Below are 25,502 nucleotides of genomic sequence, written 5' to 3' on the forward strand. Positions count from 1 at the left end.
GTCATGTTGACAGAAGTATGCAGAGGGTGCGGCAACAAGGCGATGCTGGTTAAATAAAGTTGCGTGCCTTGCCGAAAAGTTTTGCTTCTACGTTCATAAAATTAAAAACCTGCTCAAGCAGGAAAGGATTTCATCCTGGATAACTCATTGCGACAGGTTCGTAATGAATAACTTTCAATGTTAGCTACCCATTTGAAATGAAAGGCTATTTTTAAATATGGCTAAAGCAGATATAAAATTTTGTGATGAAAAAGGTTGTAGAGGCATGCCTGTCTGTGATAACTCTTTAGGCATTACTTCGAATAAGTGAAATTTTGAACAGCATATGAAAGCCCTTCTACGAGTGATTAGCCTAGTCGTGATTAGCGTGGTGGTGATTATTATCACACCGTGCGGGGCTGCGCTCGGAGGAAGAAAGGCTTAAAAATCAAGCCTGAATCTAAAAGAACCCCCGCACCGAAAGGTCCGGGGGTTTTTTTATGGTCAGGTATCGGGATAGTTAATGAAAGAGGAACAAACAATGTACAGTAGCATAAAATACTGTTGTTCCCGGGACCAGGCAGGGGAATAACGATGACAGGTGCTCAGTGGGTGGTTCAAGCGTTGCGTGCGCAAGGGGTAAAAACCGTGTTCGGTTATCCGGGTGGCGCGATTATGCCGGTTTACGATGCGCTGTATGATGGAGGCGTTGAACACCTACTGTGCCGTCATGAGCAGGGCGCTGCCATGGCCGCCATCGGCTATGCCCGTGCAACCGGTAACGTGGGCGTCTGTATAGCGACTTCCGGGCCGGGTGCCACCAATCTGATCACCGGCCTTGCCGATGCCATGATGGATTCTGTACCCGTTGTCGCTATCACCGGCCAGGTTGCCGCCCCGCTTATCGGCACCGATGCCTTCCAGGAAATTGACGTACTGGGTTTATCTCTGGCCTGCACTAAACACAGCTTTCTGGTTGAGTCGTTAGAGACGCTGCCTGAAGTAATGGCAGAAGCTTTTGCGATAGCGCAATCTGGTCGTCCCGGCCCGGTGCTGGTTGATATCCCCAAAAATATTCAGGTAGCCAGCGGCGAGTTAACGCCGCATTTGCTGCCCGTAGCCGAGACGGTTGCGCATCCTCATCATGAGTTACAGCAGGCACGCACGCTGATTGCGCAGGCGAAAAAGCCAGTTTTGTATGTCGGCGGCGGCGTAGGCATTGCCCAGGCCGTACCGGCGTTGCGCGCGTTCGTTCAGCAAACCGGTATTCCAACGGTAGCAACGCTGAAAGGTCTGGGCGCGCCGGATGCCAGCGATGCCTGTTACCTCGGAATGTTGGGGATGCATGGCACGAAAGCGGCGAACCTGGCCGTACAGCAGTGTGATTTGCTGATTGCCGTAGGCGCCCGTTTTGACGACCGGGTGACCGGCAAGCTTGATACTTTTGCACCGCATGCCAGCGTTATCCATATGGATATCGATCCGGCTGAGCTGAACAAGCTGCGTCGGGCGCACGTTGGCTTACAGGGTGATTTTAATGAGCTGTTGCCGGAGCTGGCGCAACCCTGTGATATCGATGAATGGCGCGCTGAGATTATTGCGCTGAAGAGTGAGCACCGCTGGCGTTACGATCATCCGGGCGAGGCCATCTACGCGCCTCTGTTTTTGCGCCAGCTGTCAGATCGCAAAGCTAAAAGCGCGATTGTCACAACTGACGTTGGTCAACATCAAATGTGGACGGCGCAGCATATGTCATTCAGCGCGCCGGAGAATTTTATCACTTCCAGCGGGCTGGGAACCATGGGGTTCGGTTTGCCAGCCGCGGTTGGCGCTCAGGTCGCCCGGCCTGAAGATTGTGTCATCTGCGTATCGGGCGATGGCTCTTTCATGATGAACGTGCAGGAGCTGGGCACCATTAAGCGTAAAAAGCTGCCGATAAAAATCGTACTGATGGATAACCAGCGTTTAGGCATGGTGCGCCAGTGGCAGCAGCTGTTTTTTTCCGAGCGCTACAGTGAAACCAATCTGTCCGATAATCCCGATTTTCTGATGCTGGCACGCGCTTTTGATATTCCTGGCCAGCGTATCACGCGTAAAGATCAGGTCGACGCCGCATTAGATGCGCTGCTGAACAGTGAAGGCCCTTATCTGTTGCATGTGGCTATTGATGAACTTGAGAACGTCTGGCCTCTGGTGCCCCCTGGCGCCAGCAACGCAAATATGATGGAGAAAACCGTATGAACCTGCACCAGTTGTCTATCGAAGCGCGTTTCCGGCCTGAAGTTCTGGAGCGTATTTTGCGCGTTGTTCGTCATCGCGGCTTTCAGGTCTGTGCTATGAATATGGCCAGCGTGGCTAACGCCGAGAATATTAATATCGAAATGACCGTTGCCAGCCAGCGCTCAGTCGATTTACTGTCAACACAGCTGAGCAAACTGATGGATGTCGCTTGCGTCCAGATTCAACAACAGACAACACAACAAATCCGCGCATAGTCGCGAAAGGAAATAAGAATGAGTACGAAGAAAGCAGACTTTATCTGGTTCAACGGTGAGATGGTGAAATGGGAAGAGGCGAAAGTCAGCGTTATGTCTCATGCCCTGCATTACGGCACGTCTGTTTTTGAAGGCGTCCGCTGCTACGACTCCCACAAGGGGCCTGTGGTTTTCCGCCACCGTGAACATATGCAGCGCCTGCACGACTCTGCCAAAATTTATCGATTCCCGCTGAAGCACAGCGTGGATGAGCTGATGGCAGCCTGTCGTGAAGTGCTGCGAGTGAACAAGCTGCAGAGTGCTTATATTCGTCCTTTGGCTTTTGTTGGTGATGTTGGTCTGGGCGTTAACCCACCGGATGGCTACAGCACTGATGTCATCATTGCCGCCTTTCCGTGGGGCGCTTACCTGGGCGCAGAAGCGCTGGAGCAGGGCATCGATGCGATGGTCTCTTCGTGGAATCGCGTAGCGCCTAACACGATCCCTACCGCGGCGAAAGCGGGCGGTAATTACCTCTCCTCACTGCTGGTGGGCAGCGAAGCGCGTCGCCATGGTTACCAGGAAGGCATTGCGCTGGATACCAACGGCTATATTTCTGAAGGTGCGGGCGAAAACCTGTTTGAAGTGAAAGATGGCATCCTGTTTACCCCGCCGTTTACCTCCTCCGCACTGCCTGGCATTACCCGCGATGCCATTATCAAACTGGCGAAAGACGCTGGCATTGAAGTGCGTGAGCAGGTGCTGTCACGTGAGTCTCTCTACCTGGCCGATGAAGTCTTTATGTCCGGCACCGCGGCTGAAATTACGCCAGTGCGTAGCGTCGATGGCATTAAAGTAGGCGAAGGTAAATGCGGTCCGGTGACGAAACGTATCCAGCAGGCCTTCTTTGGCCTGTTCACCGGCGAAACTGAAGATAAATGGGGCTGGCTGGATCCGGTAAACCCATAAATTCATGATTTTGCGGGCGCGATTATCGGCCCGCTTATATATCCAGACTGGAGTAAACAGAGCATGCCTAAGTACCGTTCCGCCACTACTACTCACGGCCGTAATATGGCCGGTGCCCGTGCCCTGTGGCGCGCCACAGGAATGACCGACGCCGATTTTGGCAAACCGATTATCGCTGTCGTTAACTCCTTTACCCAATTTGTGCCGGGCCACGTTCATTTACGCGATCTTGGTAAGCTGGTCGCAGAACAGATCGAAGCGGCGGGCGGCGTAGCAAAAGAATTCAATACCATTGCGGTAGATGATGGTATTGCCATGGGTCATGGCGGCATGCTCTATTCTCTGCCGTCGCGCGAACTCATTGCCGACTCGGTAGAGTACATGGTGAATGCACACTGCGCCGATGCGATGGTGTGTATTTCCAACTGCGATAAAATCACCCCGGGAATGATGATGGCAGCGCTGCGCCTGAATATTCCGGCTATTTTCGTCTCTGGCGGACCGATGGAAGCGGGCAAAACCAAACTGTCCGATAAAATCATCAAGCTGGATCTGGTTGATGCCATGATTCAGGGCGCGAACCCTAATGTCAGCGATGCTGAAAGCGATCAGATCGAACGTTCCGCCTGTCCTACCTGCGGCTCCTGCTCCGGCATGTTTACCGCTAACTCCATGAACTGCCTGACCGAAGCGCTGGGGCTGTCTCAGCCGGGCAATGGTTCATTGCTGGCTACGCATGCCGATCGCAAGGAGTTGTTCATTAATGCCGGTAAGCGCATCGTCAGTCTGGCGAAACGCTATTACGAACAGGATGATGAAACCGCGCTGCCGCGCAATATCGCCAATAAAGCCGCTTTTGAAAATGCGATGACGCTGGATATTGCCATGGGCGGTTCAACCAATACTGTTCTGCACCTGCTGGCAGCAGCGCAAGAGGGTGAAATCGATTTCAATATTTCTGATATTGACCGCCTGTCGCGTGTGGTGCCGCATTTATGCAAAGTGGCACCCAGCACTCCCAAATACCATATGGAAGATGTTCACCGTGCGGGTGGCGTTATCGGCATTCTGGGCGAGCTGGATCGCGCAGGCTTGCTGAATACCAACGTACATAACGTGTTGGGTACGACGCTGCGTGATGCGCTGGATAACTACGACATCATGCTGACGCAGGATGAGGCAGTGAAGAAAATGTTCCGCGCCGGACCGGCAGGTATCCGCACCACCCAGGCATTCTCGCAGAATTGCCGCTGGGACACGCTGGACGATGACCGTAAGGAAGGCTGTATCCGTTCACGCGAATATGCTTACAGTCAGGACGGAGGTCTGGCGGTACTGTACGGCAATATGGCGGAAGATGGCTGTATCGTTAAAACCGCAGGCGTAGACAAAGAGATCCTGACATTCCGTGGCCCGGCGAAAGTGTATGAAAGTCAGGATGATGCGGTTGAGGCGATCCTTGGCGGCAAAGTCGTGGCCGGAGATGTGGTGGTGATTCGCTACGAGGGGCCGAAAGGCGGACCGGGCATGCAAGAGATGCTCTATCCGACCACTTACCTGAAATCCATGGGGCTGGGTAAAAGCTGCGCACTGATCACCGATGGACGTTTTTCTGGTGGTACGTCAGGTCTCTCAATCGGCCATGCCTCGCCGGAAGCGGCCAGCGGCGGCACAATCGCCCTGGTGCGTGATGGCGACATGATTGAAATCGATATTCCAAACCGTGGCATCAGGCTTGATGTACCGGACAATGAATTACATGCGCGTCGTGAACAGGAAGAGGCGCGTGGGGAAGCCGCATATACACCGCATTCGCGTCAGCGTCAGGTTTCGCTGGCCCTGCGCGCCTATGCCTCGCTGGCAACCAGCGCGGATAAAGGTGCAGTACGTGATAAATCGAAGCTTGGAGGCTAAGGATGGCTGAGTCTCAACCGTTACCCGACGCGCCCTGCGGCGCTGAATATCTGCGTGCCGTTCTGCGCTCGCCGGTTTACGAAGTGGCACAGGTGACGCCGCTGCAAAAGATGGAAAAGCTCTCTGCCCGTCTTGGCAATACGGTGCTGGTTAAGCGCGAAGATCGTCAGCCGGTACACAGTTTTAAACTGCGCGGTGCCTACGCGATGATTGCCGGTCTGGATGAAGAGCAAAAGGCGCGAGGCGTGGTCACCGCCTCTGCGGGGAATCATGCGCAGGGCGTTGCGCTTTCTGCCAGCAAACTGGGCATTAAGTCACTGATCGTGATGCCCGTTACCACAGCAGATATTAAAGTTGAGGCGGTACGCGCGTTTGGCGGTGAGGCTTATCTGTTCGGCGCCAACTTTGACGAGGCGAAAGCGAAAGCGATCGAGCTGTCGGAGCGGCAGGGCTATACCTTTGTTCCCCCTTTCGATCATCCTGCGGTCATTGCCGGTCAGGGAACGCTGGCGATGGAGCTGTTGCAGCAGGATGCGCATCTTGATCGTATCTTTGTTCCGGTGGGCGGCGGTGGGTTGGCTGCTGGCGTGGCGGTATTGATTAAACAATTAATGCCACAAATCAAAGTAATAGCGGTAGAGGCAGCCGAGTCAGCCTGTCTGCAGGCTGCGCTGGAAGCGGGTGAGCCGGTAGATTTACCGCGTGTCGGGCTGTTTGCTGAAGGCGTGGCGGTAAGGCGTATTGGCAGCGAAACCTTCCGTCTGTGCCAGGCCTATCTGGATGATATCGTTACCGTTGATAGCGATGCCATCTGTGCGGCGATGAAAGATCTGTTTGAAGATGTGCGCGCCGTAGCGGAACCTTCCGGAGCATTAGCGCTGGCCGGCATGAAAAAGTATATCCAGCAGCATAACCTGCAGGGTGAGCGACTGGCGCATATTCTCTCTGGCGCTAACGTTAACTTTCACGGGCTACGCTATGTTTCCGAGCGTTGTGAGCTTGGCGAGCAGCGCGAGGCGTTGCTGGCTGTCACCATCCCGGAACAGCAGGGTAGTTTCCTGAAGTTCTGTCAGACGCTGGGCGGACGCGCGGTAACAGAATTTAACTATCGCTACGCGGATGCCAGAGATGCCTGCATTTTTGTTGGCGTCCGTTTGACGCGCGGTCGGGAAGAACGGCGGGAAATTATCGACGAGTTAACGGCGGGCGGCTATCAGGTGGTCGATCTTTCTGATGACGAAATGGCCAAACTGCATGTTCGTTACATGGTTGGCGGTCGTCCCTCCAAGCCGCTTCGTGAACGCTTATTCAGTTTTGAATTTCCGGAGGCGCCAGGCGCGCTGTTGAAGTTCCTGCAAACGCTGGGCACTTACTGGAATATTTCACTGTTCCATTATCGTAGCCACGGCACCGATTACGGTCGGGTGCTGGCGGCGTTTGAGCTGGGTGAGAATGAACCCCGTTTCGAAGAGCATCTCACCGCGCTCGGCTACGATTTCCATGATGAAAGCCAGAACCCGGCGTTTCGTTTTTTCCTGGCTGGCTAGTTACAACAGCTGCCAGAACGCTTTGATCAGCGGCTCGCCGAGCCGCTTTTTTTGAACGCAGACGCCCAGTTCAAAAGGCGCGACTGAGTCAATGTCTTCCAGTACCAGAACACGGTTGCGTACCGGTTCCGGGCTATTCTCCAGCACCACGTCCGGCAGCAGGGCGATGCCACAACCCAGCGCCACCATGGAAACAATGGCTTCATGACCGGAAACGGTCGCGTAAATAAGCGGATTGGCAATACGCAGGCGGCGAAACCAGAGGTCGATCCGCCGTCGCGCCGGGCCCTGTTCCGGCAGGATGAAGGGGATCTGCGTCCAGTCGGGTTCAGGCTGCGTCGCCTGGTTGCGTACCGGACAGGGTAAGGCTGGCGCAATCAATACCAGAGGGATATGGCCCAGCGGCGTGAAGTCAATACTGGCATGCAGCGTTTCGGGGCGACCGGCAATGGCCAGCTCGGCTTCGCCAGTCTGGACTTTCTCCACGGCGTCGGCAGCATCACCGGTGGTGAGTTTAATTTCCACCTGCGGATGTTCTGCGCGAAAGCGGTCAAGTATCGGCGGCAGATGACTGTAGGCGGCAGTAACGGAACAGAAGAGTTTCAGCTCGCCACTCAGTGAAGGGCCATGTTGACCCATAGCATGACGCATCTGCTGATATTGCAATAGGGTTTGCTGTGCGAACTGGCGCAGTTGTTCTCCAGCGTCGGTCAACGTAACGGTGCGGTTATCACGCAGAAACAGGGTATGGCCGAGATCCTCTTCCAGTCGCTGTATTTGGCGCGAAAGCGTAGAGGGCGAAACATGCATGGCGCGGGCAGTGCGGCCAAAATGGCGGCTTTCCGCCAGATGTAAAAAAAGCTTCAGGTCTCGTAAATCCATGCGATTCAGGCCTCATTTCTACGTTGCAGTTATTGCAATACGACGTTGTTAATATATCAATTTAAGCAACAGATTTCCTGTCATATGATGGGGCTATAGAAGGCGAGGCTGTAACCGGCTTCGCGTAAAAAATAACGGTAAACACAACCTCAAAACGGAGTGCCCATGGCTAACTATTTCAACACTTTGAACCTGCGTCAGCAGCTGGCGCAATTAGGTAAATGTCGCTTTATGACGCGTGATGAGTTTGCTGACGAAGCAAGTTACCTGAAGGGCAAAAAAGTCGTCATTGTTGGCTGTGGTGCTCAGGGCCTTAACCAGGGCCTTAACATGCGTGATTCTGGTCTTGATGTCTCTTACGCGCTGCGTGCCGAAGCCATTGCTGAAAAGCGTGCTTCCTGGCGCAAGGCCACCGAGAACGGTTTTAAGGTCGGAACTTATGAAGAGCTGATCCCGCAGGCCGATCTGGTGGTTAACCTGACGCCAGACAAACAGCATTCAGCCGTGGTGCAGGCTGTGCAGCCGCTGATGAAAGAAGGGGCGGCGCTGGGATATTCCCACGGTTTTAACATTGTTGAGGTGGGTGAAGAGATCCGTAAAGACATTACCGTGGTGATGGTTGCGCCGAAATGTCCGGGTACTGAAGTGCGTGAAGAGTATAAGCGTGGCTTTGGCGTACCGACGCTGATTGCGGTACACCCGGAAAACGATCCAAAAGGTGAAGGTATGGCGATTGCCAAAGCCTGGGCCGCAGCGACCGGCGGTCACCGTGCGGGCGTGCTGGAATCCTCCTTCGTTGCCGAAGTAAAATCTGACCTGATGGGCGAGCAGACCATTCTCTGCGGCATGCTGCAGGCAGGTTCTATCCTGTGCTACGACAAGCTGGTGGCCGATGGCACCGATCCAGCTTATGCAGGCAAGCTGCTGCAGTACGGCTGGGAGACCATTACCGAATCGCTGAAACATGGCGGTATAACGCTGATGATGGATCGCCTTTCCAACACCGCTAAGCTGCGCGCTTTTGCGCTTTCTGAGCAGCTGAAGACCATTATGGCACCGCTGTTCCAGAAGCATATGGATGACATCATTTCGGGCGAATTCTCTTCCGGCATGATGGCTGACTGGGCAAATGATGATAAGAAACTGCTGACCTGGCGTGAAGAGACGGGCCAGACCGCTTTTGAAAACTCGCCGCAGTATGAGGGTAAGATTTCCGAGCAGGAATATTACGATCGTGGCGTAATCATGGTTGCGATGGTCAAAGCGGGCGTTGAGCTGGCGTTCGAAACCATGGTGGATTCCGGCATTATTGAAGAATCCGCTTATTATGAATCACTGCATGAACTGCCGCTGATCGCCAATACCATTGCCCGTAAGCGTCTGTATGAAATGAACGTGGTAATCTCTGATACCGCTGAATATGGCAATTACCTGTTTGCTAACGCCGCCGTGCCGTTGCTGAAAGAGTTCATGACCACGCTTCAGGCGGGTGACTTAGGCAAAGAGGTTGCGCCAGCCGCAGTAGATAACGCTCAGCTGCGTGACGTTAACGAAGCGGTACGTAATCACCCGATCGAGGCGGTGGGACGTAAACTGCGTGGTTATATGACCGATATGAAACGTATTTCTGTCGCGGGCTGATAGCGTCTTTTAGCTTGCCGCTGTTTTGACCATGTTTGCACGCCCCAGCACACCGTTATCTGTGCTGCTGGGGCTGTTCTTGCCTGCCGCCTTGCTGCAGGACGAACGCCATAGCGGAGGCCCTGTGGCCCGGACTTGATAAGCAAAGTGGAAACAGACAAAAACCGGTGTGTTCAACACCGGTTTTTTTTAATTGCGGTACAGCACCTTGATGATGTGATAGCCAAACTGGGTGTGCAGAGGTCCGTAAGGTGTCAGCAGAGGGCAGGAAAAAACGACTTTATCGAAAGCCGGCACCATTGCCCCTTTTTTAAACTCGCCCAGGTGTCCACCTTTACGTCCGCTCGGACAGGTTGAGTGTTTCTTCGCCAGTTTTTCAAAGTCTGCGCCTTTTTCCAGCTGCGCTAACAACTCCTGAGCCAGTTTCTCTTCTTTTACAAGGATATGCATTGCCGCTGCGGTTTTTGCCATGATCGTGCCTTGAGTCGTATGGATGCTGCTGGATATACTACCACGCTGTTAGTTAACCCTCCTTATTTTCACTGAGTACTTCTATGCGTCTGAATCCCAGCCAACAACAAGCCGTCGAATATGTCACCGGCCCGTGCCTGGTGCTGGCGGGCGCGGGTTCCGGCAAGACGCGCGTCATTACCAATAAAATTGCCCATCTGATCCGTGAGTGCGGCTATCAGGCTCGCCATATTGCGGCGGTCACCTTTACCAATAAAGCCTCACGCGAAATGAAAGAGCGCGTGGCGCAAACCCTGGGCCGAAAAGAAGCGCGCGGGCTGATGATCTCCACCTTCCACACGCTGGGACTGGAAATTATCAAACGCGAATATGCCGCGCTGGGAATGAAATCCAACTTTTCCCTGTTTGATGACCAGGATCAGCTGGCGCTGCTAAAAGATTTAACCGAGCAGTGGCTGGAAAATGATAAAAATCTGCTGCAGCTGCTGGTTTCTACCATTTCCAACTGGAAAAACGATCTGATTGATCCCGCGCATGCTCAGGCGCGGGCGCAGTCAGAGCGGGATCGTATCTTTGCTCACTGTTATGAACTGTACGATCGTCATCTTAAATCCTGTAACGTGCTGGACTTCGATGACTTAATCCTGTTGCCGACGCTATTGTTGCAACGCAATCAGGAGGTACGTGAACGCTGGCAGCAGCGCATTCGCTATCTGCTGGTGGATGAGTATCAGGATACTAACACCAGCCAGTATGAGCTGGTAAAGCTGTTGGTCGGTGCGCGTGCGCGCTTTACCGTGGTCGGTGACGACGATCAGTCGATCTACTCCTGGCGCGGCGCGCGGCCGCAAAACCTGGTGCTGCTGAAAGAGGACTTTCCGGCGCTGCAGGTGATTAAGCTGGAGCAGAACTATCGCTCCACCGAGCGCATCCTGAAAGCGGCGAATATTTTGATCGCCAATAATCCGCACGTGTTTGAAAAGCGTCTGTTTTCACAGCTGGGCTACGGCGCCGAGCTTAAAGTGCTGAGCGCGAATCATGAAGATCATGAGGCGGAGCGCGTGACCGGCGAGCTTATTGCGCACCATTTTATTAACAAAACGCAGTACAAAGATTACGCCATTCTTTATCGCGGCAACCATCAGTCGCGCGTATTTGAAAAGATGCTGATGCAAAATCGCATTCCCTACCGTATTTCGGGCGGGACATCCTTCTTTTCACGTCCTGAAATCAAGGATCTGCTGGCCTACCTGCGCGTATTAACCAATCCGGATGATGACAGCGCTTTTTTACGTATTATCAATACGCCGCGTCGTGAGATTGGCCCGGCAACGCTGCAAAAGCTGGGCGAATGGGCGAATCAGCGTAACAAAAGCCTGTTCAGCGCCAGCTTTGATTTAGGACTCGGCCAAACGCTGACCGGGCGCAACCTGGAAAATCTGCAGCGTTTTACCGGCTGGCTACGGGAAATTGCCCAGCTGGCGGAGCGGGAGCCGATAAATGCGGTACGCGATCTCATTCGCGGCATCGACTACGAAAGCTGGCTGTTTGAAACGTCCGCCAGCCCGAAAGCCGCTGAAATGCGCATGAAAAACGTCAATACACTCTTTCAGTGGATGACGGAAATGCTGGAAGGCAGCGAACTGGATGAGCCAATGACGCTGACGCAGGTGGTAACCCGTTTTACACTGCGCGACATGATGGAGCGCGGCGAAAGCGATGAGGAGTTAGATCAGGTTCAGCTAATGACGCTGCACGCGTCGAAAGGTCTGGAGTTTCCTTATGTCTACCTGGTCGGCATGGAAGAGGGACTGTTGCCGCATCAAAGCAGCATCGATGAAGATAACATCGAGGAAGAGCGGCGGCTGGCCTACGTTGGCATTACCCGCGCGCAAAAAGAGCTTACGTTCACGCTGTGCCGTGAGCGTCGGCAATATGGCGAACTGGTACGTCCGCAGCCCAGCCGTTTTTTGCTGGAATTGCCGCAGGATGATCTGATGTGGGAAACCGAACGTAAAGTTGTCAGTGCGGAAGAGCGCATGAAAACCGGGCAAAGTCGGGTTGCCGGTTTGCGTGCGATGCTGGATAAAGCCAGGAAAGGAACCTGACAGAGACGGCTGCGTCTGTAATGACGCAGCCCAACCGCTAAATTATCCTGAGCGGCCAGTGCACATAGGATTGCCAGCGGCTCTCCTGCTCCAGCATCTCCGCGCCCAGCGGGTGAGCCTGCAACCAGCCTGACGGCAACAGCACCTGTAGCGCCTCGTCTTCACTGTGCAACTGCACCGTTGGCAAGCTGTCATCACGACGACGGCTGGCGAAAATCACCGCCAGACGCAGCAGCCGACACATCCGTTCCGCCATGCGGGGCGGCACAGCGTTTTGCTGGTTCAGCAGCGCCAGGTCGATACCGTTACTTTGATTCTGCAACAGCGTGGCCAACAGCTTTTTCTGCGCGGGCGTAAATCCGGGCAGATCAAGATGGCGCACCAGATAAGCGGCGTGCTGGGTGGCAAGACGGAAATCCACGCTCAGACCGATTTCATGGATCAGACAGGCGTTTTCCAGCAGTTCACGACAGTAAGCATCCAGCTTCCAGTGCGGGCTTACCTGCTGGACAAAGCTCATCGCCAGCTGACGTACGCGCTCCGCCTGTTCAACGTCAATGATAAAACGACGCTGAATATTGTGGATGGTTCGGCTACGAATATCCCGATCGACCGGGTAGTGCAGCATACCGTACAGCAAGCCTTCACGCAGAGCGCCGCCTGCCAAGGTCATGCTTTCAATATTTAATTCTTCAAAGATAGCAATCAGAATAGAGAGGCCGCTGGGGAAAACCAGTGCCCGCTCCAGCGTCAGGCCTTCGATCTCCAGCTCTTCGAGCTTGCCGCATTTGATCGCACGCTGTTTAAGCTGCTGTAGTTTATCCAGCGTAATACGCTCATCCATGCCCTGCGCTACCATGATTTCCTGTAGCGCCTGCACGGTGCCAGAAGCGCCCACGCAAATTTGCCAGCCCTGATCGCGTAATCGTCCCGCGACAGGCTGAATCATGGCGCGAGCGGCCTGTTCCGCCTGCTCAAAGTTCTTTTTACCTAAATGCCGGTCAGCGAAATAACGCTCCAGCCAGGTGACGCAGCCCATAGACAGGCTAAACAGCGCGGTTGTTTGCGCGCCGGTTCCGGTAACCAGTTCGGTGCTACCGCCGCCGATATCTACCACCAGGCGTTCATCAGAACCACCGGTTGTATGCGCTACGCCCTGGTAAATCAGCCGCGCTTCTTCTTCGCCGCTAATAACGTTAACTAAACAGCCAAGAATCGCTTCGGCCTGGGCAAGGAAATGTTTCGCGTTAGTCGCCAGACGCAGCGTTGCGGTGGCAACCACACGAATCTGATCGGCAGGGATATCCTGTAGCTGCTCTGAAAACAGCCTCAGGCACTGTAAGCCTCGCTCCATCGCTTCTTCAGAAAGCTCTCCGGCGCTGTTAAGGCCGGCGGCGAGGCGCACTTTACGCTTGATGCGGGCAACGGTCTGAATATTTCCCGCCACCTCGCGCACCACTAACATATGAAAGCTGTTAGAGCCCAAATCAATCGCAGCATAAAGTGACGACGCGCTGAACATGGTGTGATTAACCTGAACGTTTACGGTTATTGTTACGCGGTGCACCGCTGCGACGGTTGTTGCCCGCAGCACGGCGCGGACCGCTACCCGGACGGTTACGCGTCAGGCGTTTCGGCGGCGGAAGATCGGTCATCAACGCGTCGCTGTTATATTTACTCACCGGGATGCCGTGACCGATATACTCTTCGATGGCAGGCAGGTTCAGCGCGTACTCTTCACAGGCGAGGCTGATAGAGTGACCGCTGGCGCCGGCACGTCCGGTACGACCGATACGGTGAACGTAATCTTCGCAGTCGTCAGGCAGATCGTAGTTAAAGACGTGCGTCACTGCCGGAATATGCAGACCACGTGCGGCAACATCGGTCGCGACCAGAATGTCTACGTCGCCACGGGTAAAGTCTTCCAGGATACGCAGGCGTTTTTTCTGCGCTACGTCGCCGGTCAACAGGCCTACACGATGTCCATCTGCTGCCAGATGGCCCCAGATATCTTCGCAACGATGTTTGGTATTGGCGAAAATAATGGCGCGGTCCGGCCACTCTTCTTCAATAAGCGTTTGCAGCAGGCGCATCTTTTCTTTATTAGAAGGGTAGAACAGCTCCTCCTGAATGCGGTGGCCCGTTTTCTGATCCGGCTCGATTTCGATATGTTCGACGTTGTTCATATGCTCAAACGCCAGCTCGCGTACGCGATAAGAAAGCGTGGCGGAGAACAACATGCTCAGACGCTGATTTGCCGCAGGCATACGGCGGAACAGCCAGCGAATATCTTTAATGAAGCCCAGATCAAACATGCGATCGGCCTCATCCAGCACCACCACCTGAATTGCGCCCAGGTTAATGTGGTTCTGCTTAGCGTAATCGATCAGGCGACCGGTGGTGCCCACCAGGATATCGACGCCTTTTTCCAGCACTTTTAGCTGTTTGTCATAGCCATCGCCGCCATAGGCGAGACCCAGCTTCAGGCCGGTAGACTGCGCCAGTGGTTCAGCATCAGCATGAATCTGTACCGCCAGTTCGCGCGTCGGAGCCATAATCAGCGCGCGTGGCTGATTGATCTGACGGCCTTCGGCTGCAGGGTGAGAAAGCAAATAATGGAACGTTGACGTTAAAAACGCCATCGTTTTGCCGGTTCCGGTTTGCGCCTGGCCCGCGACATCGCGCCCTTCCAGTGTAAGGGGCAATGCTAACGCCTGGATAGGCGTACAATTATGGAAGCCTTTCTTTTCAAGGGCTTCGATAACCTGTGGGTGCAGGGCGAAGTCGGAAAACTTCTGTTCGGTTAAGTGTGTTTTGCTCATAGTGTGGTAGAATATCAGCTTACTATTGCTTTACGAAAGCGTATCCGGTGAAATAAAGTCAACCTACGTTGGCAGATTTTACGCCAACCAGCCAGGCATAATCTTGTGGAGTAAGACATGAGCAGCGATAAAATCGTTCATCTAACCGACAATAGCTTTGAAACCGACGTGCTGAAAGCCGAAGGTTTAACGCTGGTGGACTTCTGGGCAGAATGGTGTGGTCCGTGCAAAATGATCGCCCCGATCCTCGACGAAGTAGCAGAAGAGTATGACGGTAAGCTGACCATTGCCAAACTGAATATCGATGAGAACCCGGAAACGGCGCCGAAATACGGTATTCGCGGCATCCCGACGCTGCTGCTGTTTAAAAATGGTGAAGTTGCAGCGACCAAAGTTGGCGCGCTGTCGAAAGGCCAGCTCAAAGAGTTCCTGAACGCGAACCTGAGCTGATTCATTGCCGGCGCTGGCGGTCAGAGTAATTTTTGTCAGACCGCTAGACGCCCGGCATGAAGCGTGCTAAGTTAAATCTACTGCATTACGAACTTACCTGTAGTTTGTTTCCCTTGTTGAACGCTGGCGTTATCTTCCCAGTGCCTCAACAATCTGACGGTTAGCATCACAATTTCCGGCATCTGTTTTCAACCGTCTCCTCGTTTTCAGATCGGCATTCACGCATAAGATCATCGAGCAGACACGGAAACGGAGCCATTAACGGGCATGGACCTTCTTTTGCCATACCATTCACGACAACCTTTTCGAGATATACCCCGAGTTTAAGAACCCACCATTATGAATCTTACCGAACTAAAAAATACGCCGGTTTCAGAGCTGATTACTCTTGGCGAGAACATGGGGCTGGAAAACCTGGCGCGCATGCGTAAGCAGGACATCATTTTTGCTATCCTCAAACAACACGCGAAAAGCGGTGAGGATATCTTCGGTGATGGCGTACTGGAGATACTGCAGGACGGATTTGGTTTCCTCCGCTCCGCAGACAGCTCCTACCTCGCCGGTCCTGACGACATCTATGTTTCCCCCAGCCAAATTCGCCGCTTTAACCTTCGCACTGGTGATACCATTTCAGGCAAAATTCGTCCGCCGAAAGAGGGCGAGCGTTACTTTGCACTGCTGAAGGTTAACGAGGTCAACTACGACAAACCGGAAAATGCGCGCAGTAAGATTCTGTTTGAAAACCTGACGCCGCTGCATGCGAACTCTCGTTTACGTATGGAGCGCGGTAACGGCTCAACAGAAGACCTGACCGCACGCGTGCTGGATCTGGCTTCACCGATTGGCCGTGGCCAGCGTGGTCTGATTGTTGCACCGCCGAAAGCGGGTAAAACCATGCTGCTGCAGAATATCGCGCAGAGCATTGCCTACAACCATCCTGACTGCGTGCTGATGGTACTGCTGATTGACGAACGTCCTGAAGAAGTGACCGAGATGCAGCGTCTGGTCAAAGGCGAAGTGGTTGCTTCTACCTTTGATGAGCCAGCATCTCGTCACGTTCAGGTTGCCGAAATGGTGATCGAAAAGGCCAAGCGCCTGGTTGAGCATAAAAAAGACGTTATTATTCTGCTCGACTCCATCACGCGTCTGGCGCGTGCTTACAACACCGTCGTGCCGGCTTCCGGTAAGGTTCTGACCGGTGGTGTGGATGCAAACGCCCTGCATCGTCCGAAACGCTTCTTTGGTGCGGCGCGTAACGTGGAAGAGGGCGGCAGCCTGACCATCATCGCTACCGCGCTGGTAGACACCGGTTCGAAGATGGACGAAGTGATTTACGAAGAGTTCAAAGGCACCGGTAACATGGAACTGCATCTCGCACGTAAAATCGCTGAAAAACGCGTCTTCCCGGCTATCGACTACAACCGTTCCGGTACGCGTAAAGAAGAACTGCTCACTTCCCAGGAAGAGCTGCAGAAGATGTGGATCCTGCGCAAGATTATTCACCCGATGGGCGAAATCGACGCGATGGAATTCCTCATCAATAAGTTGGCCATGACCAAGACCAACGATGAATTCTTCGACATGATGAAACGCTCATAATTTTTTAGCCGTTGCGTCAGGGTGAGTTCAAAGCCCTTTAGCACGGTAAGAAAACTCGGGTAACGCCACGCTCAGACGTGGCGTTTTTTATTTTTGGGCTATAGGATAAAGCGACTGTCGGACGTCACCGGTCGCTAAGTGTAATAAAAGCAGGCTCTTTTGCTTAAATAACCAGCGGTCGTGCGGCCAAATCGCATTATCAGGACGTCAGTCAGGGTGGCAGGCATAATTATTGCTTATATTTACCCGGTGTCTTAGCTGAGAGTTGTTAATGTGAATTTACTCACCATGAGTACCGAGCTTGGTCTAATTTTTCTGTTTTCACTGGCATTTATTTTCTTTGCCCGCAAAGCAGCTAAAAAAGTCGGCCTGGTTGACCGCCCGAATTATCGTAAACGTCATCAGGGACTGATTCCGCTGGTTGGCGGCATCTCCGTTTATGCAGGCATCTGCTTTACTTTTGTTATCACCAATTATTATTTGCCCCATGCGATACTCTATCTGGCCTGTGCTGGTGTGCTGGTATTGGTTGGGGCGCTGGATGACCGTTTTGACATTAGCGTCAAAATCCGTGCGGTCGTGCAGGCTGCTATCGCGATAGTGATGATGGTGGTGGGCAAACTCTACTTGCTCAGTCTTGGCTATATTATCGGGCCAATGGAACTGGTTGTCGGGCCATTTGGCTATGTGCTGACGCTGTTTGCCGTTTGGGCGGCAATCAATGCCTTCAATATGGTTGACGGCATCGATGGTCTGCTGGGCGGTTTGTCCTGCGTGACCTTTGGCGCAATGGGCATCATCCTCTTTTTCGACGGCCAGCACAGCCTGGCGATGTGGTGCTTTGCCATGATTGCCGCCACGCTTCCCTATATTCTCCTTAATCTGGGCGTTTTCGGTAAACGCTATAAAGTGTTTATGGGCGATGCGGGCAGTACGCTGATTGGCTTTACCATTATCTGGATCCTGCTGGAAACTACCCAGGGCGTTACGCACCCCATTACGCCGGTTACGGCGCTGTGGCTGATTGCCATTCCGCTGATGGATATGGTGGCGATCATGTATCGCCGACTGCGTAAAGGAATGAGTCCTTTCTCTGCCGATCGTCAGCATATTCATCATTTGATCATGCGCGCCGGGTTTACTTCACGACAGGCGTTTGTGCTGATCACGCTTGCCGCCGCGCTACTGGCTGGCGTAGGCGTATTGGGTGAGTACCTGGCGTTTATCCCTGAGTGGGTGATGCTGCTGCTGTTTCTGTTTGCTTTCGTCCTCTATGGCTACTGCATCAAGCGCGCCTGGCGTGTTGCCCGCATGATCAAACGTCTCAAGCGCCGCCTGCGTCGCGCTAATAAAAATAAGCACCTGGGCTAAGCGCCCTCTGGACAAGGATACCCTGCATATGACCTCAGACTTCGTGGATAACGAATTGGATATTCGTGGCCTGTTTTGCGCGCTGTGGCGCGGCAAGCGCTGGATTATTGGGCTGGCGCTGTTGGGCATGCTACTGGCGTTTATCTGGTCTCTGCTGGTTAAACAGGAGTGGAGCACCACGGCGATCACCGATCGTCCCACAGTGAATATGATTGGCGGCTACTACTCGCAGCAGCAATTCTTACGCAACCTGGATAACCGTAATGGCGTCACCGCGCTGACGGTACCGCAGCCCTCGGTAATGGACGATGCCTACCAGGAATTTATTATGCAACTCTCTTCATGGGACACGCGGCGCGAATTCTGGCTACAAACTGATTACTATAAGCACCGCAAAAGCGGCAACGTCCATAAAGATGCCGCGCTGCTGGACGAAATGGTCAGCAATATTCAGTTCAGCCCTGCGGACAGCGCGAAAAACCTGAGCGATAGCGTCAGGCTGGTAGCGGAAACCGCAGTAGATGCCAACAATCTGCTGCGTCAGTATGTCGCTTTCGCCAGCGAACGCGCGGCGCGTCATTTAAATCAGGAGCTGACGGCGGCCTGGGCGGCGCGTACCGTTCAGCTGAAAGCGCAGGTAAAACGGCAGGAAAAGGTGGCCAATGCGGTGTATCAACGGCAGTTACGCAGCGTAGAGCAGGCGCTAAAAATTGCGCAACAGCAGGGGATCGACCAGGCGAAAACCAGTACGCCATCGGAGCAGCTGCCCGATTCAGAACTCTTTTTGCTTGGCAGGCCGATGCTGCAGGCGCGCCTGGAAAACCTGCAGGCGAATGGGCCGACCTACGATCTGGACTATGATCAAAATCGGGCCATGCTCGATACGTTGAACGTTGGGCCTACGCTTGAGCAGAAGTTTCAGACCTACCGCTATTTACGCACCCCGGAAGAGCCAGTGAAGCGCGACAGTCCGCGCCGGACTTTCGTTATGATTATGTGGGGCGCCATTGGCGCGTTGGTGGGTGCAGGCGTTGCCCTTATTCGCCGTCCTCGTGCCTGATACGCGCGTTGCAGGTGTCGCTGTGACTGACACGGCTAACGAACGAAGAGAAAAACAGTGAAAGTACTTACCGTTTTTGGCACGAGGCCGGAAGCCATCAAAATGGCTCCGCTGGTGCATGCGCTGGCGAACGATGCCGCATTTGATGCCCGCCTGTGTGTGACGGCCCAGCATCGCGAGATGCTCGATCAGGTTCTGCGCCTTTTCACGCTAAAGCCGGACTATGATCTGGATATTATGCGTCCGGAGCAGGGACTGACGGAAATCACCAGCCGGATACTGGAGGGGCTAAAAGGCGTATTTGCCTCTTTCCGTCCTGATGTCGTGCTGGTTCATGGCGATACCACCACAACGCTGGCAGCCAGCCTGGCCGCTTTTTATCATCGCATCCCGGTGGGGCATGTTGAGGCCGGACTGCGTACCGGCGATCTCTATTCGCCATGGCCTGAGGAAGCGAACCGTAAACTGACCGGCCATCTGGCTACGTGGCATTTTACCCCTACTGAATATTCACGGCAGAACCTGTTGCGGGAAAACCTGTCGGATAAGCAGATATTTGTTACCGGCAATACGGTTATTGATGCGCTGTTCTGGGTGCGCGATCGCATTCTCTCCGATCGCCAGCACCACGAGAGCCTGGCCGCGCATTATCCTTTTCTTGATGCGGCGAAAAAGCTAATTCTGGTTACCGGACACCGCCGTGAAAGCTTTGGCGACGGTTTTGAGCGCATTTGCAGCGCGCTGGCGACGCTGGCGCGTCAGCATCCTGATATCCAGATTGTTTACCCGGTGCACCTGAACCCCAACGTCAGCGAGCCCGTTAAACGTATCCTGAGCGGCATCGACAATATTATTCTTATTGAGCCGCAGGAGTATTTACCCTTTGTCTGGCTGATGAATCGGGCCTGGCTCATTCTGACCGACTCCGGCGGCATTCAGGAAGAAGCGCCTTCGCTGGGTAAACCGGTTCTGGTCATGCGCGAAACCACGGAGCGTCCCGAGGCGATTGAGGCCGGAACGGTGCGCCTGGTTGGAACCCGCGAAGAGAAGATTGTGGCAGAGGTTACCCATCTGCTCACCCATGAAGAAGCCTGGCAGGCGATGAGCCATGCGCATAATCCGTATGGCGATGGTCATGCCTGCGCCCGCATTCTGCAGGCGTTAAAAAATCACAGAGTAACATTATGAGTTTTAGAACGATTTCGGTTATTGGCCTGGGCTATATCGGGCTGCCTACCGCCGCCGCGTTTGCATCGCGCCAGCAGCATGTTGTGGGAATTGATATCAACGCACACGCTGTTGAGACCATAAACCGTGGCGAAATTCATATCGTCGAACCAGATCTGGATACGGTAGTTAAGCAGGCCGTACAGCAGGGGTTTCTTCGTGCCGCCACGCAGCCGGTAGCGGCCGATGCGTTTTTGATCGCTGTCCCCACGCCGTTTAAAGGCGACCATCAGCCTGATATGACCTATGTTCAGGCGGCCGCGCTGTCGCTTGCACCGGTGTTAAAGCCGGGCGATTTAGTGATCCTGGAATCCACCTCGCCGGTCGGTGCTACGGAACAGATGGCGGACTGGCTGGCTGAAGCGCGTCCTGATTTATCGTTTCCACAGCAGCAGCCGAATAGCCCCGATATTCACATCGCCTACTGTCCTGAGCGGGTGCTGCCCGGTCAGGTAATGGTTGAGCTGATTAAAAACGATCGCGTGATCGGCGGCATGACGCCAGCCTGCTCTGAGCGCGCCAGCGAGCTGTACCGCATTTTTCTTGAGGGCGAATGCGTAGTAACCAATGCCCGCACCGCTGAGATGTGCAAGCTGACCGAAAACAGCTTCCGTGACGTCAATATCGCTTTTGCCAACGAATTGTCGCTGATTTGCGCGCAGCAGGGCATCAACGTGTGGGAACTGATAGCGCTGGCCAACCGTCACCCGCGCGTCAATATTCTGCAGCCGGGGCCGGGCGTCGGCGGTCACTGTATTGCGGTCGATCCCTGGTTTATCGTCGCGCAGAATCCAGAGCTGGCGCGTCTTATCCGCACCGCGCGTGAAGTGAACGACGCCAAGCCGCACTGGGTGCTGGATCAAGTGAAAGCAGCGGTTGCCGACTGCCTGAGCGAGAGCGGCAAGCGCGCCAGCGAATTAACCATTGCCTGCTTTGGCCTGGCCTTTAAACCTAACATTGACGATTTACGGGAAAGCCCGGCGATGGAAGTCGCGCATCTGGTCGCCTCCTGGCATAGCGGTACGACCTGGGTGGTGGAGCCTAACGTGCAGCAGATCCCGGCGGTGCTGGCTAGTGAAGCGACACTGGTAACGCTGGATCAGGCGCTTACGCAGGCGGATGTTCTGGTGATGCTGGTTGATCACCACGCCTTTAAAGCGGTAAGCGGCGAGCAGGTCTCCCAGCGTTGGGTAGTGGACACGAAAGGAGTATGGCGATGAAACAATTTCTGGTTACCGGCGGCGCAGGCTTTATCGGTTCGGCGGTGGTTCGCCATCTTATCCAGCATACCGGACACCGGGTGGTGGTGGTCGATAAGCTGACCTACGCGGGCAATCTCTCTTCGTTGGCTCCGGTTGCGGATAGCGATCGCTTTGCTTTTGAGCAAGTCGATATTTGCGATCGCGCCGCGCTGGATCGCCTGCTGACGCGCTATCAGCCCGACTGCATTATGCATCTGGCGGCGGAAAGCCACGTTGATCGCTCTATCGACAGCTCCTGGCCATTTATTGAAACCAATATTGTCGGCACCTGGCAGTTGCTGGAAGCGGCGCGTCATTACTGGCGCGGCCTGTCAGCTGAAAAGCAGGCGGCGTTTGTTTTCCATCATATTTCCACCGATGAAGTGTTTGGCGATCTGCACGGCAGCGATGACTTCTTTACCGAAACCACGCCTTACGCGCCCAGCAGCCCTTATTCCGCCAGTAAAGCCAGCAGCGACCACCTGGTTCGGGCCTGGATGCGCACCTACGGCCTGCCGGTTATCGTGACCAACTGTTCTAACAACTATGGTCCTTACCATTTTCCCGAAAAGCTTATTCCGCTGATGATTATCAATGCGCTGGCAGGCAAACCGCTGCCGGTTTATGGCGATGGTGGACAGATTCGCGACTGGCTATATGTGGAAGATCACGCGCGTGCGCTGGTAACCGTAGTGAGCACTGGCCAGGCCGGAGAAACCTATAATATTGGCGGTCATAACGAACAGCGTAATATCGACGTTGTAAATATGCTTTGCGACCTGCTGGAAGAGCTGACGCCGACCAAACCGGCGGGCATTGCGCACTTCCGCGATCTGATTACCTTTGTTACCGACCGCCCTGGTCATGATCAGCGCTACGCGATTGATGCCGGAAAAATCGAGCGCGAGCTGGGCTGGCGTCCGCAGGAGACGTTTGAAAGCGGTCTGCGTAAAACGGTGCAGTGGTATTTGAGTCATGAGAAATGGTGGCGCAGCATTCTTGATGGCAGCTATCAGGGCGAGCGGCTCGGGCTTTCTTCCCCTCACTGAGGCGAATCACCATGAAAGGCATTATTCTGGCCGGTGGATCCGGTACGCGGCTGCATCCTATCACGCGAGGGATCTCGAAACAGCTGCTGCCCATCTATGACAAGCCGATGATCTACTATCCCCTGTCGGTATTAATGCTGGCAGGCATCCGCGAAATTCTAATTATTACCACGCCGGATGATATGCCGCACTTCCAGCGCCTGTTGGGCGACGGCAGCGAATTCGGTATCCGGCTGGCCTATGCGACCCAGCCCAGCCCGGACGGCCTGGCGCAGGCTTTTATCATTGGCGAAACGTTTCTTAACGGCGAGCCGAGCTGCCTGGCGCTGGGCGATAATATCTGGTTCGGTCAGGGCTTCAGTCCCAAACTGAAAAAAGTGGCGGCGCGCACTCAGGGCGCGACAGTTTTTGGCTATCAGGTTATGGATCCTGAGCGCTTTGGCGTGGTGGAGTTTGACGACGATTTCCGCGCGATTTCACTGGAAGAAAAACCTGTTAAACCCCGATCTAACTGGGCGATTACCGGCCTTTATTTTTACGATAGTCAGGTCGTGGAGTTCGCACGTCAGGTGAAGCCTTCGTCACGCGGCGAACTGGAAATCACCTCTATTAACCAGCGTTATCTGGAACAGGGCGAACTCAGCGTTGAACTGCTGGGTCGTGGTTTTGCCTGGCTGGATACCGGTACGCATGACAGCCTGATTGAAGCCAGCACCTTTGTGCAAACGGTTGAAAAAAGGCAGGGTTTTAAAATCGCCTGCCTGGAGGAGATCGCCTGGCGCAACGGCTGGCTGGATGATGATGGCCTGCGCCGTGCGGCTCAGGCGCTGCAAAAAACCGGCTACGGTCAGTATCTACTGGATATCTTACATGCGCGTCCACGCCAGTATTAAAACGCTCGACTGGGAAAACGCCTTTTTCCAACGCAACAGCGCTCAGCTGACATGGGATGCCTCCGCCACGCTCGATTTGGCGCAGCTCGACGTGTTTGATGTGGTGCAGGCAAAAGTCGACAGCCAGCAGACCACACAGCTGGATACGCTACAACAGCTGGGGTTCCGCCTGGTGGAAGGAGAGGCGGATCTGCTGCTTGCCGTCACCGTCGGAGAGCGTCAATCCGGTATACGTATCGCGCGACCGGAACATATTCCGGCATTGCGTACCGCCGCTGGCGCCGCTTTCGCTTACAGCCGCTTTCGCGCGCCCTGGTATCAGCCGCACGACAGCGCCCGCTTCTATGCGCAATGGATTGAAAACGCAGTGCGCGGCACGTTCGATAACCAGTGTCTGATCGCGCATGATGAACAGGGCAAGCTGCAGGGATTCGTTTCGCTGCGCGAGTTGGGCGTTGATGAGGCGCGTATCGGCCTGCTGGCAACCCTGCCGACAGCGCAGGGCCAGGGGGTTGGCACCCGACTGATGCTGGCAGCGCTTGACTGGTGCCGGGCGCGGCGGCGTAACAAATTGCGTGTTGCGACGCAGCTCAGCAATCTGGCCGCAATGCGGCTCTATCTTCGTTGTGGTGCCACTCTTGAGAGCACCGCCTACTGGTTATACAGGTAACGTCATGATTCCATTTAATGCGCCACCGGTGGTGGGAACCGAAGTTGAATATATGCAGTCCGCCATGAGTAGCGGCAAGCTGTGCGGCGACGGCGGCTTTACGCGTCGCTGTCAGCAGTGGCTGGAGCAGCGTTTCGGCAGCAAAAAGGTTTTGCTGACGCCCTCCTGCACCGCATCGCTGGAAATGGCCGCGTTGCTGATCAATATTCAGCCCGGCGATGAAGTGATTATGCCGAGCTACACCTTTGTTTCTACTGCCAATGCGTTTGTGCTGCGCGGTGCGAAGATTGTGTTTGTGGATGTGCGTCCTGATACGCTAAATATTGATGAAACCCGTATCGAAGCGGCCATCACTGAAAAAACGCGGGCTATTGTGCCGGTTCACTATGCGGGCGTTGCCTGTGACATGGACGCTATTATGGCGCTGGCGCGCAAGTATCAACTGTATGTTATCGAGGACGCGGCGCAGGGCGTCATGTCTACATACAAAGGGCGGGCGCTGGGCAGCATCGGCCACATCGGCTGTTTCAGCTTTCACGAAACGAAAAACTACACCGCAGGCGGTGAGGGCGGTGCCACGCTGATCAATGACAGCGCGCTGGTGGAGCGGGCAGAAATCATTCGTGAGAAAGGCACTAACCGGAGCCAGTTTTTCCGTGGGCAGGTGGATAAATATACCTGGCGCGATATCGGCTCCAGCTATCTTATGTCCGATCTGCAGGCGGCCTATCTGTGGGCGCAACTGGAAGCGGCAACGCGGATTAATCAGCAAAGATTGCATCTCTGGCAGCGTTATCATGATGCTCTGAAGCCGGTTGCGGCTCGGGGCCGTATTGAACTGCCGGGCATCCCCTCGGATTGCGAACACAATGCCCATATGTTTTACATTAAACTGCGCGATGCGGACGATCGGGCGGCGCTGATTAACTGGCTAAAAGAGGCGGAGATCCTGGCGGTCTTTCATTACATTCCGCTGCATAGCTCGCCTGCCGGTGAGCAGTTTGGCCGCTTTGCGGGCGAGGATCGCTATACCACCGTTGAAAGCGAACGCCTGCTGCGTCTGCCGCTGTTCTATAACCTGTCAGATAACAATCAAAGTACCGTTATCAACTCTCTGCTGAGCTTCTTCTCCTGA

Annotated in this window: 22 protein-coding genes; 18 read left to right on the forward strand and 4 right to left on the reverse strand. The window is 54.4% G+C overall.

The features are described 5' to 3' along the window. The first annotated feature begins 325 nt into the window (after positions 1-325). From ilvL to ilvA, 6 genes are all read left to right on the forward strand, one after another. Entirely contained in the window at positions 326-424 is a 99-nt protein-coding gene (ilvL, locus tag B1H58_RS08395) for an ilv operon leader peptide (protein WP_071883719.1), read from the forward strand. Between the two features lie 149 nt (positions 425-573). Beyond that, a complete protein-coding gene (ilvG, locus tag B1H58_RS08400; protein ID WP_085069419.1) occupies positions 574-2,220 on the forward strand; it encodes an acetolactate synthase 2 catalytic subunit in 1,647 nt (548 codons plus the stop codon). Then, complete coding sequence (ilvM, locus tag B1H58_RS08405) at positions 2,217-2,474, forward strand: acetolactate synthase 2 small subunit (RefSeq protein WP_085069421.1); 258 nt, start codon at positions 2,217-2,219, stop codon at positions 2,472-2,474. Before ilvG ends, ilvM begins: the two co-directional genes overlap by 4 nt. A gap of 18 nt (positions 2,475-2,492) precedes the next feature. Then, the gene (ilvE, locus tag B1H58_RS08410) at positions 2,493-3,422 is read left to right on the forward strand and encodes a branched-chain-amino-acid transaminase (RefSeq protein ID WP_085069423.1); all 930 of its coding nucleotides are present in this window, start codon (positions 2,493-2,495) and stop codon (positions 3,420-3,422) included. A 63-nt stretch (positions 3,423-3,485) separates the two neighbouring features. Next, positions 3,486-5,336, forward strand: a complete 1,851-nt coding sequence (ilvD, locus tag B1H58_RS08415; protein ID WP_085069426.1) for a dihydroxy-acid dehydratase — start codon at positions 3,486-3,488, stop codon at positions 5,334-5,336. A gap of 2 nt (positions 5,337-5,338) precedes the next feature. Next, entirely contained in the window at positions 5,339-6,883 is a 1,545-nt protein-coding gene (ilvA, locus tag B1H58_RS08420; protein ID WP_085069428.1) for a threonine ammonia-lyase, biosynthetic, read from the forward strand. Here the strand turns inward: ilvA and ilvY are convergent, their stop codons facing one another. Beyond that, complete coding sequence (ilvY, locus tag B1H58_RS08425) at positions 6,884-7,765, reverse strand: HTH-type transcriptional activator IlvY (RefSeq protein WP_085069429.1); 882 nt, start codon at positions 7,763-7,765, stop codon at positions 6,884-6,886. 165 nt (positions 7,766-7,930) lie between these two features. On the opposite strand from ilvY, the gene ilvC reads away from it, so the two are divergent. Beyond that, entirely contained in the window at positions 7,931-9,406 is a 1,476-nt protein-coding gene (ilvC, locus tag B1H58_RS08430) for a ketol-acid reductoisomerase (RefSeq protein ID WP_085069431.1), read from the forward strand. A gap of 189 nt (positions 9,407-9,595) precedes the next feature. Here ilvC and ppiC read toward each other — a convergent pair whose 3' ends face one another. Beyond that, positions 9,596-9,877, reverse strand: coding sequence for a peptidylprolyl isomerase PpiC (gene ppiC, locus B1H58_RS08435; RefSeq protein ID WP_038628993.1), 282 nt, complete (start codon positions 9,875-9,877; stop codon positions 9,596-9,598). 83 nt (positions 9,878-9,960) lie between these two features. On the opposite strand from ppiC, the gene rep reads away from it, so the two are divergent. After that, positions 9,961-11,985: a DNA helicase Rep gene (gene rep / locus B1H58_RS08440; protein ID WP_085069433.1), complete on the forward strand. Its 2,025-nt coding sequence runs from the start codon at positions 9,961-9,963 to the stop codon at positions 11,983-11,985. Between the two features lie 37 nt (positions 11,986-12,022). Here rep and ppx read toward each other — a convergent pair whose 3' ends face one another. Together ppx and rhlB are read right to left on the reverse strand one after the other, a co-directional pair. After that, positions 12,023-13,507: an exopolyphosphatase gene (gene ppx, locus B1H58_RS08445; RefSeq protein ID WP_085069434.1), complete on the reverse strand. Its 1,485-nt coding sequence runs from the start codon at positions 13,505-13,507 to the stop codon at positions 12,023-12,025. 7 nt (positions 13,508-13,514) lie between these two features. Beyond that, complete coding sequence (gene rhlB, locus B1H58_RS08450) at positions 13,515-14,807, reverse strand: ATP-dependent RNA helicase RhlB (RefSeq protein ID WP_085069435.1); 1,293 nt, start codon at positions 14,805-14,807, stop codon at positions 13,515-13,517. Between the two features lie 117 nt (positions 14,808-14,924). On the opposite strand from rhlB, the gene trxA reads away from it, so the two are divergent. The 10 genes from trxA to rffA all read left to right on the forward strand — a co-directional run bounded on the left by trxA (position 14,925) and on the right by rffA (position 25,502). Continuing rightward, positions 14,925-15,257: a thioredoxin TrxA gene (trxA, locus tag B1H58_RS08455; RefSeq protein ID WP_085069436.1), complete on the forward strand. Its 333-nt coding sequence runs from the start codon at positions 14,925-14,927 to the stop codon at positions 15,255-15,257. Between the two features lie 339 nt (positions 15,258-15,596). Then, positions 15,597-16,856, forward strand: a complete 1,260-nt coding sequence (gene rho, locus B1H58_RS08460) for a transcription termination factor Rho (RefSeq protein ID WP_038628983.1) — start codon at positions 15,597-15,599, stop codon at positions 16,854-16,856. 288 nt (positions 16,857-17,144) lie between these two features. Next, on the forward strand, positions 17,145-18,227 hold the full coding sequence (gene wecA, locus B1H58_RS08465) for a UDP-N-acetylglucosamine--undecaprenyl-phosphate N-acetylglucosaminephosphotransferase (RefSeq protein WP_085069437.1): 1,083 nt from the start codon (positions 17,145-17,147) through the stop codon (positions 18,225-18,227). A 28-nt stretch (positions 18,228-18,255) separates the two neighbouring features. Then, complete coding sequence (gene wzzE, locus B1H58_RS08470) at positions 18,256-19,287, forward strand: ECA polysaccharide chain length modulation protein (protein ID WP_085069438.1); 1,032 nt, start codon at positions 18,256-18,258, stop codon at positions 19,285-19,287. Positions 19,288-19,344: 57 nt separating this feature from the next. Then, positions 19,345-20,475 carry a non-hydrolyzing UDP-N-acetylglucosamine 2-epimerase gene (gene wecB, locus B1H58_RS08475; RefSeq protein ID WP_085069439.1) on the forward strand — a complete coding sequence of 377 codons (1,131 nt, stop codon included), beginning with the start codon at positions 19,345-19,347 and terminating at the stop codon, positions 20,473-20,475. Continuing rightward, a complete protein-coding gene (gene wecC / locus B1H58_RS08480) occupies positions 20,472-21,734 on the forward strand; it encodes a UDP-N-acetyl-D-mannosamine dehydrogenase (RefSeq protein WP_085069440.1) in 1,263 nt (420 codons plus the stop codon). Before wecB ends, wecC begins: the two co-directional genes overlap by 4 nt. Further along, positions 21,731-22,804 (forward strand): dTDP-glucose 4,6-dehydratase, encoded by a 1,074-nt coding sequence (gene rfbB, locus B1H58_RS08485; RefSeq protein ID WP_085069441.1) that lies wholly within the window; start codon positions 21,731-21,733, stop codon positions 22,802-22,804. The genes wecC and rfbB overlap by 4 nt, the downstream gene beginning before the upstream one ends. An 11-nt stretch (positions 22,805-22,815) precedes the next feature. Continuing rightward, on the forward strand, positions 22,816-23,697 hold the full coding sequence (rfbA, locus tag B1H58_RS08490) for a glucose-1-phosphate thymidylyltransferase RfbA (RefSeq protein WP_085069442.1): 882 nt from the start codon (positions 22,816-22,818) through the stop codon (positions 23,695-23,697). After that, positions 23,675-24,367, forward strand: a complete 693-nt coding sequence (gene rffC, locus B1H58_RS08495; protein ID WP_085069443.1) for a dTDP-4-amino-4,6-dideoxy-D-galactose acyltransferase — start codon at positions 23,675-23,677, stop codon at positions 24,365-24,367. The genes rfbA and rffC overlap by 23 nt, the downstream gene beginning before the upstream one ends. Positions 24,368-24,371: 4 nt before the next feature. Beyond that, positions 24,372-25,502, forward strand: coding sequence for a dTDP-4-amino-4,6-dideoxygalactose transaminase (gene rffA / locus B1H58_RS08500; RefSeq protein ID WP_085069444.1), 1,131 nt, complete (start codon positions 24,372-24,374; stop codon positions 25,500-25,502).

The sequence above is a fragment of the Pantoea alhagi genome (genome assembly GCF_002101395.1).
GTDB classification, from domain to species: Bacteria; Pseudomonadota; Gammaproteobacteria; order Enterobacterales; family Enterobacteriaceae; genus Mixta; species Mixta alhagi.

Excerpts from the sequence above, each read along its gene's own strand:
- ilvE (WP_085069423.1), top strand. The coding sequence starts at position 2,493 with ATGAGTACGAAGAAAGCAGACTTTATCTGGTTCAACGGTGAGATGGTG.
- rfbB (WP_085069441.1), top strand. The coding sequence starts at position 21,731 with ATGAAACAATTTCTGGTTACCGGCGGCGCAGGCTTTATCGGTTCGGCG.
- ilvL (WP_071883719.1), top strand. The coding sequence starts at position 326 with ATGAAAGCCCTTCTACGAGTGATTAGCCTAGTCGTGATTAGCGTGGTG.
- rfbA (WP_085069442.1), top strand. The coding sequence starts at position 22,816 with ATGAAAGGCATTATTCTGGCCGGTGGATCCGGTACGCGGCTGCATCCT.
- rffC (WP_085069443.1), top strand. The coding sequence starts at position 23,675 with ATGCGCGTCCACGCCAGTATTAAAACGCTCGACTGGGAAAACGCCTTT.
- ilvD (WP_085069426.1), top strand. The coding sequence starts at position 3,486 with ATGCCTAAGTACCGTTCCGCCACTACTACTCACGGCCGTAATATGGCC.
- ilvC (WP_085069431.1), top strand. The coding sequence starts at position 7,931 with ATGGCTAACTATTTCAACACTTTGAACCTGCGTCAGCAGCTGGCGCAA.
- ilvA (WP_085069428.1), top strand. The coding sequence starts at position 5,339 with ATGGCTGAGTCTCAACCGTTACCCGACGCGCCCTGCGGCGCTGAATAT.
- ilvG (WP_085069419.1), top strand. The coding sequence starts at position 574 with ATGACAGGTGCTCAGTGGGTGGTTCAAGCGTTGCGTGCGCAAGGGGTA.
- wecA (WP_085069437.1), top strand. The coding sequence starts at position 17,145 with ATGAGTACCGAGCTTGGTCTAATTTTTCTGTTTTCACTGGCATTTATT.
- rho (WP_038628983.1), top strand. The coding sequence starts at position 15,597 with ATGAATCTTACCGAACTAAAAAATACGCCGGTTTCAGAGCTGATTACT.
- trxA (WP_085069436.1), top strand. The coding sequence starts at position 14,925 with ATGAGCAGCGATAAAATCGTTCATCTAACCGACAATAGCTTTGAAACC.
- wecC (WP_085069440.1), top strand. The coding sequence starts at position 20,472 with ATGAGTTTTAGAACGATTTCGGTTATTGGCCTGGGCTATATCGGGCTG.
- ilvY (WP_085069429.1), bottom strand. The coding sequence starts at position 7,765 with ATGGATTTACGAGACCTGAAGCTTTTTTTACATCTGGCGGAAAGCCGC.
- ilvM (WP_085069421.1), top strand. The coding sequence starts at position 2,217 with ATGAACCTGCACCAGTTGTCTATCGAAGCGCGTTTCCGGCCTGAAGTT.
- ppx (WP_085069434.1), bottom strand. The coding sequence starts at position 13,507 with ATGTTCAGCGCGTCGTCACTTTATGCTGCGATTGATTTGGGCTCTAAC.
- rhlB (WP_085069435.1), bottom strand. The coding sequence starts at position 14,807 with ATGAGCAAAACACACTTAACCGAACAGAAGTTTTCCGACTTCGCCCTG.
- ppiC (WP_038628993.1), bottom strand. The coding sequence starts at position 9,877 with ATGGCAAAAACCGCAGCGGCAATGCATATCCTTGTAAAAGAAGAGAAA.
- rffA (WP_085069444.1), top strand. The coding sequence starts at position 24,372 with ATGATTCCATTTAATGCGCCACCGGTGGTGGGAACCGAAGTTGAATAT.
- wzzE (WP_085069438.1), top strand. The coding sequence starts at position 18,256 with ATGACCTCAGACTTCGTGGATAACGAATTGGATATTCGTGGCCTGTTT.
- rep (WP_085069433.1), top strand. The coding sequence starts at position 9,961 with ATGCGTCTGAATCCCAGCCAACAACAAGCCGTCGAATATGTCACCGGC.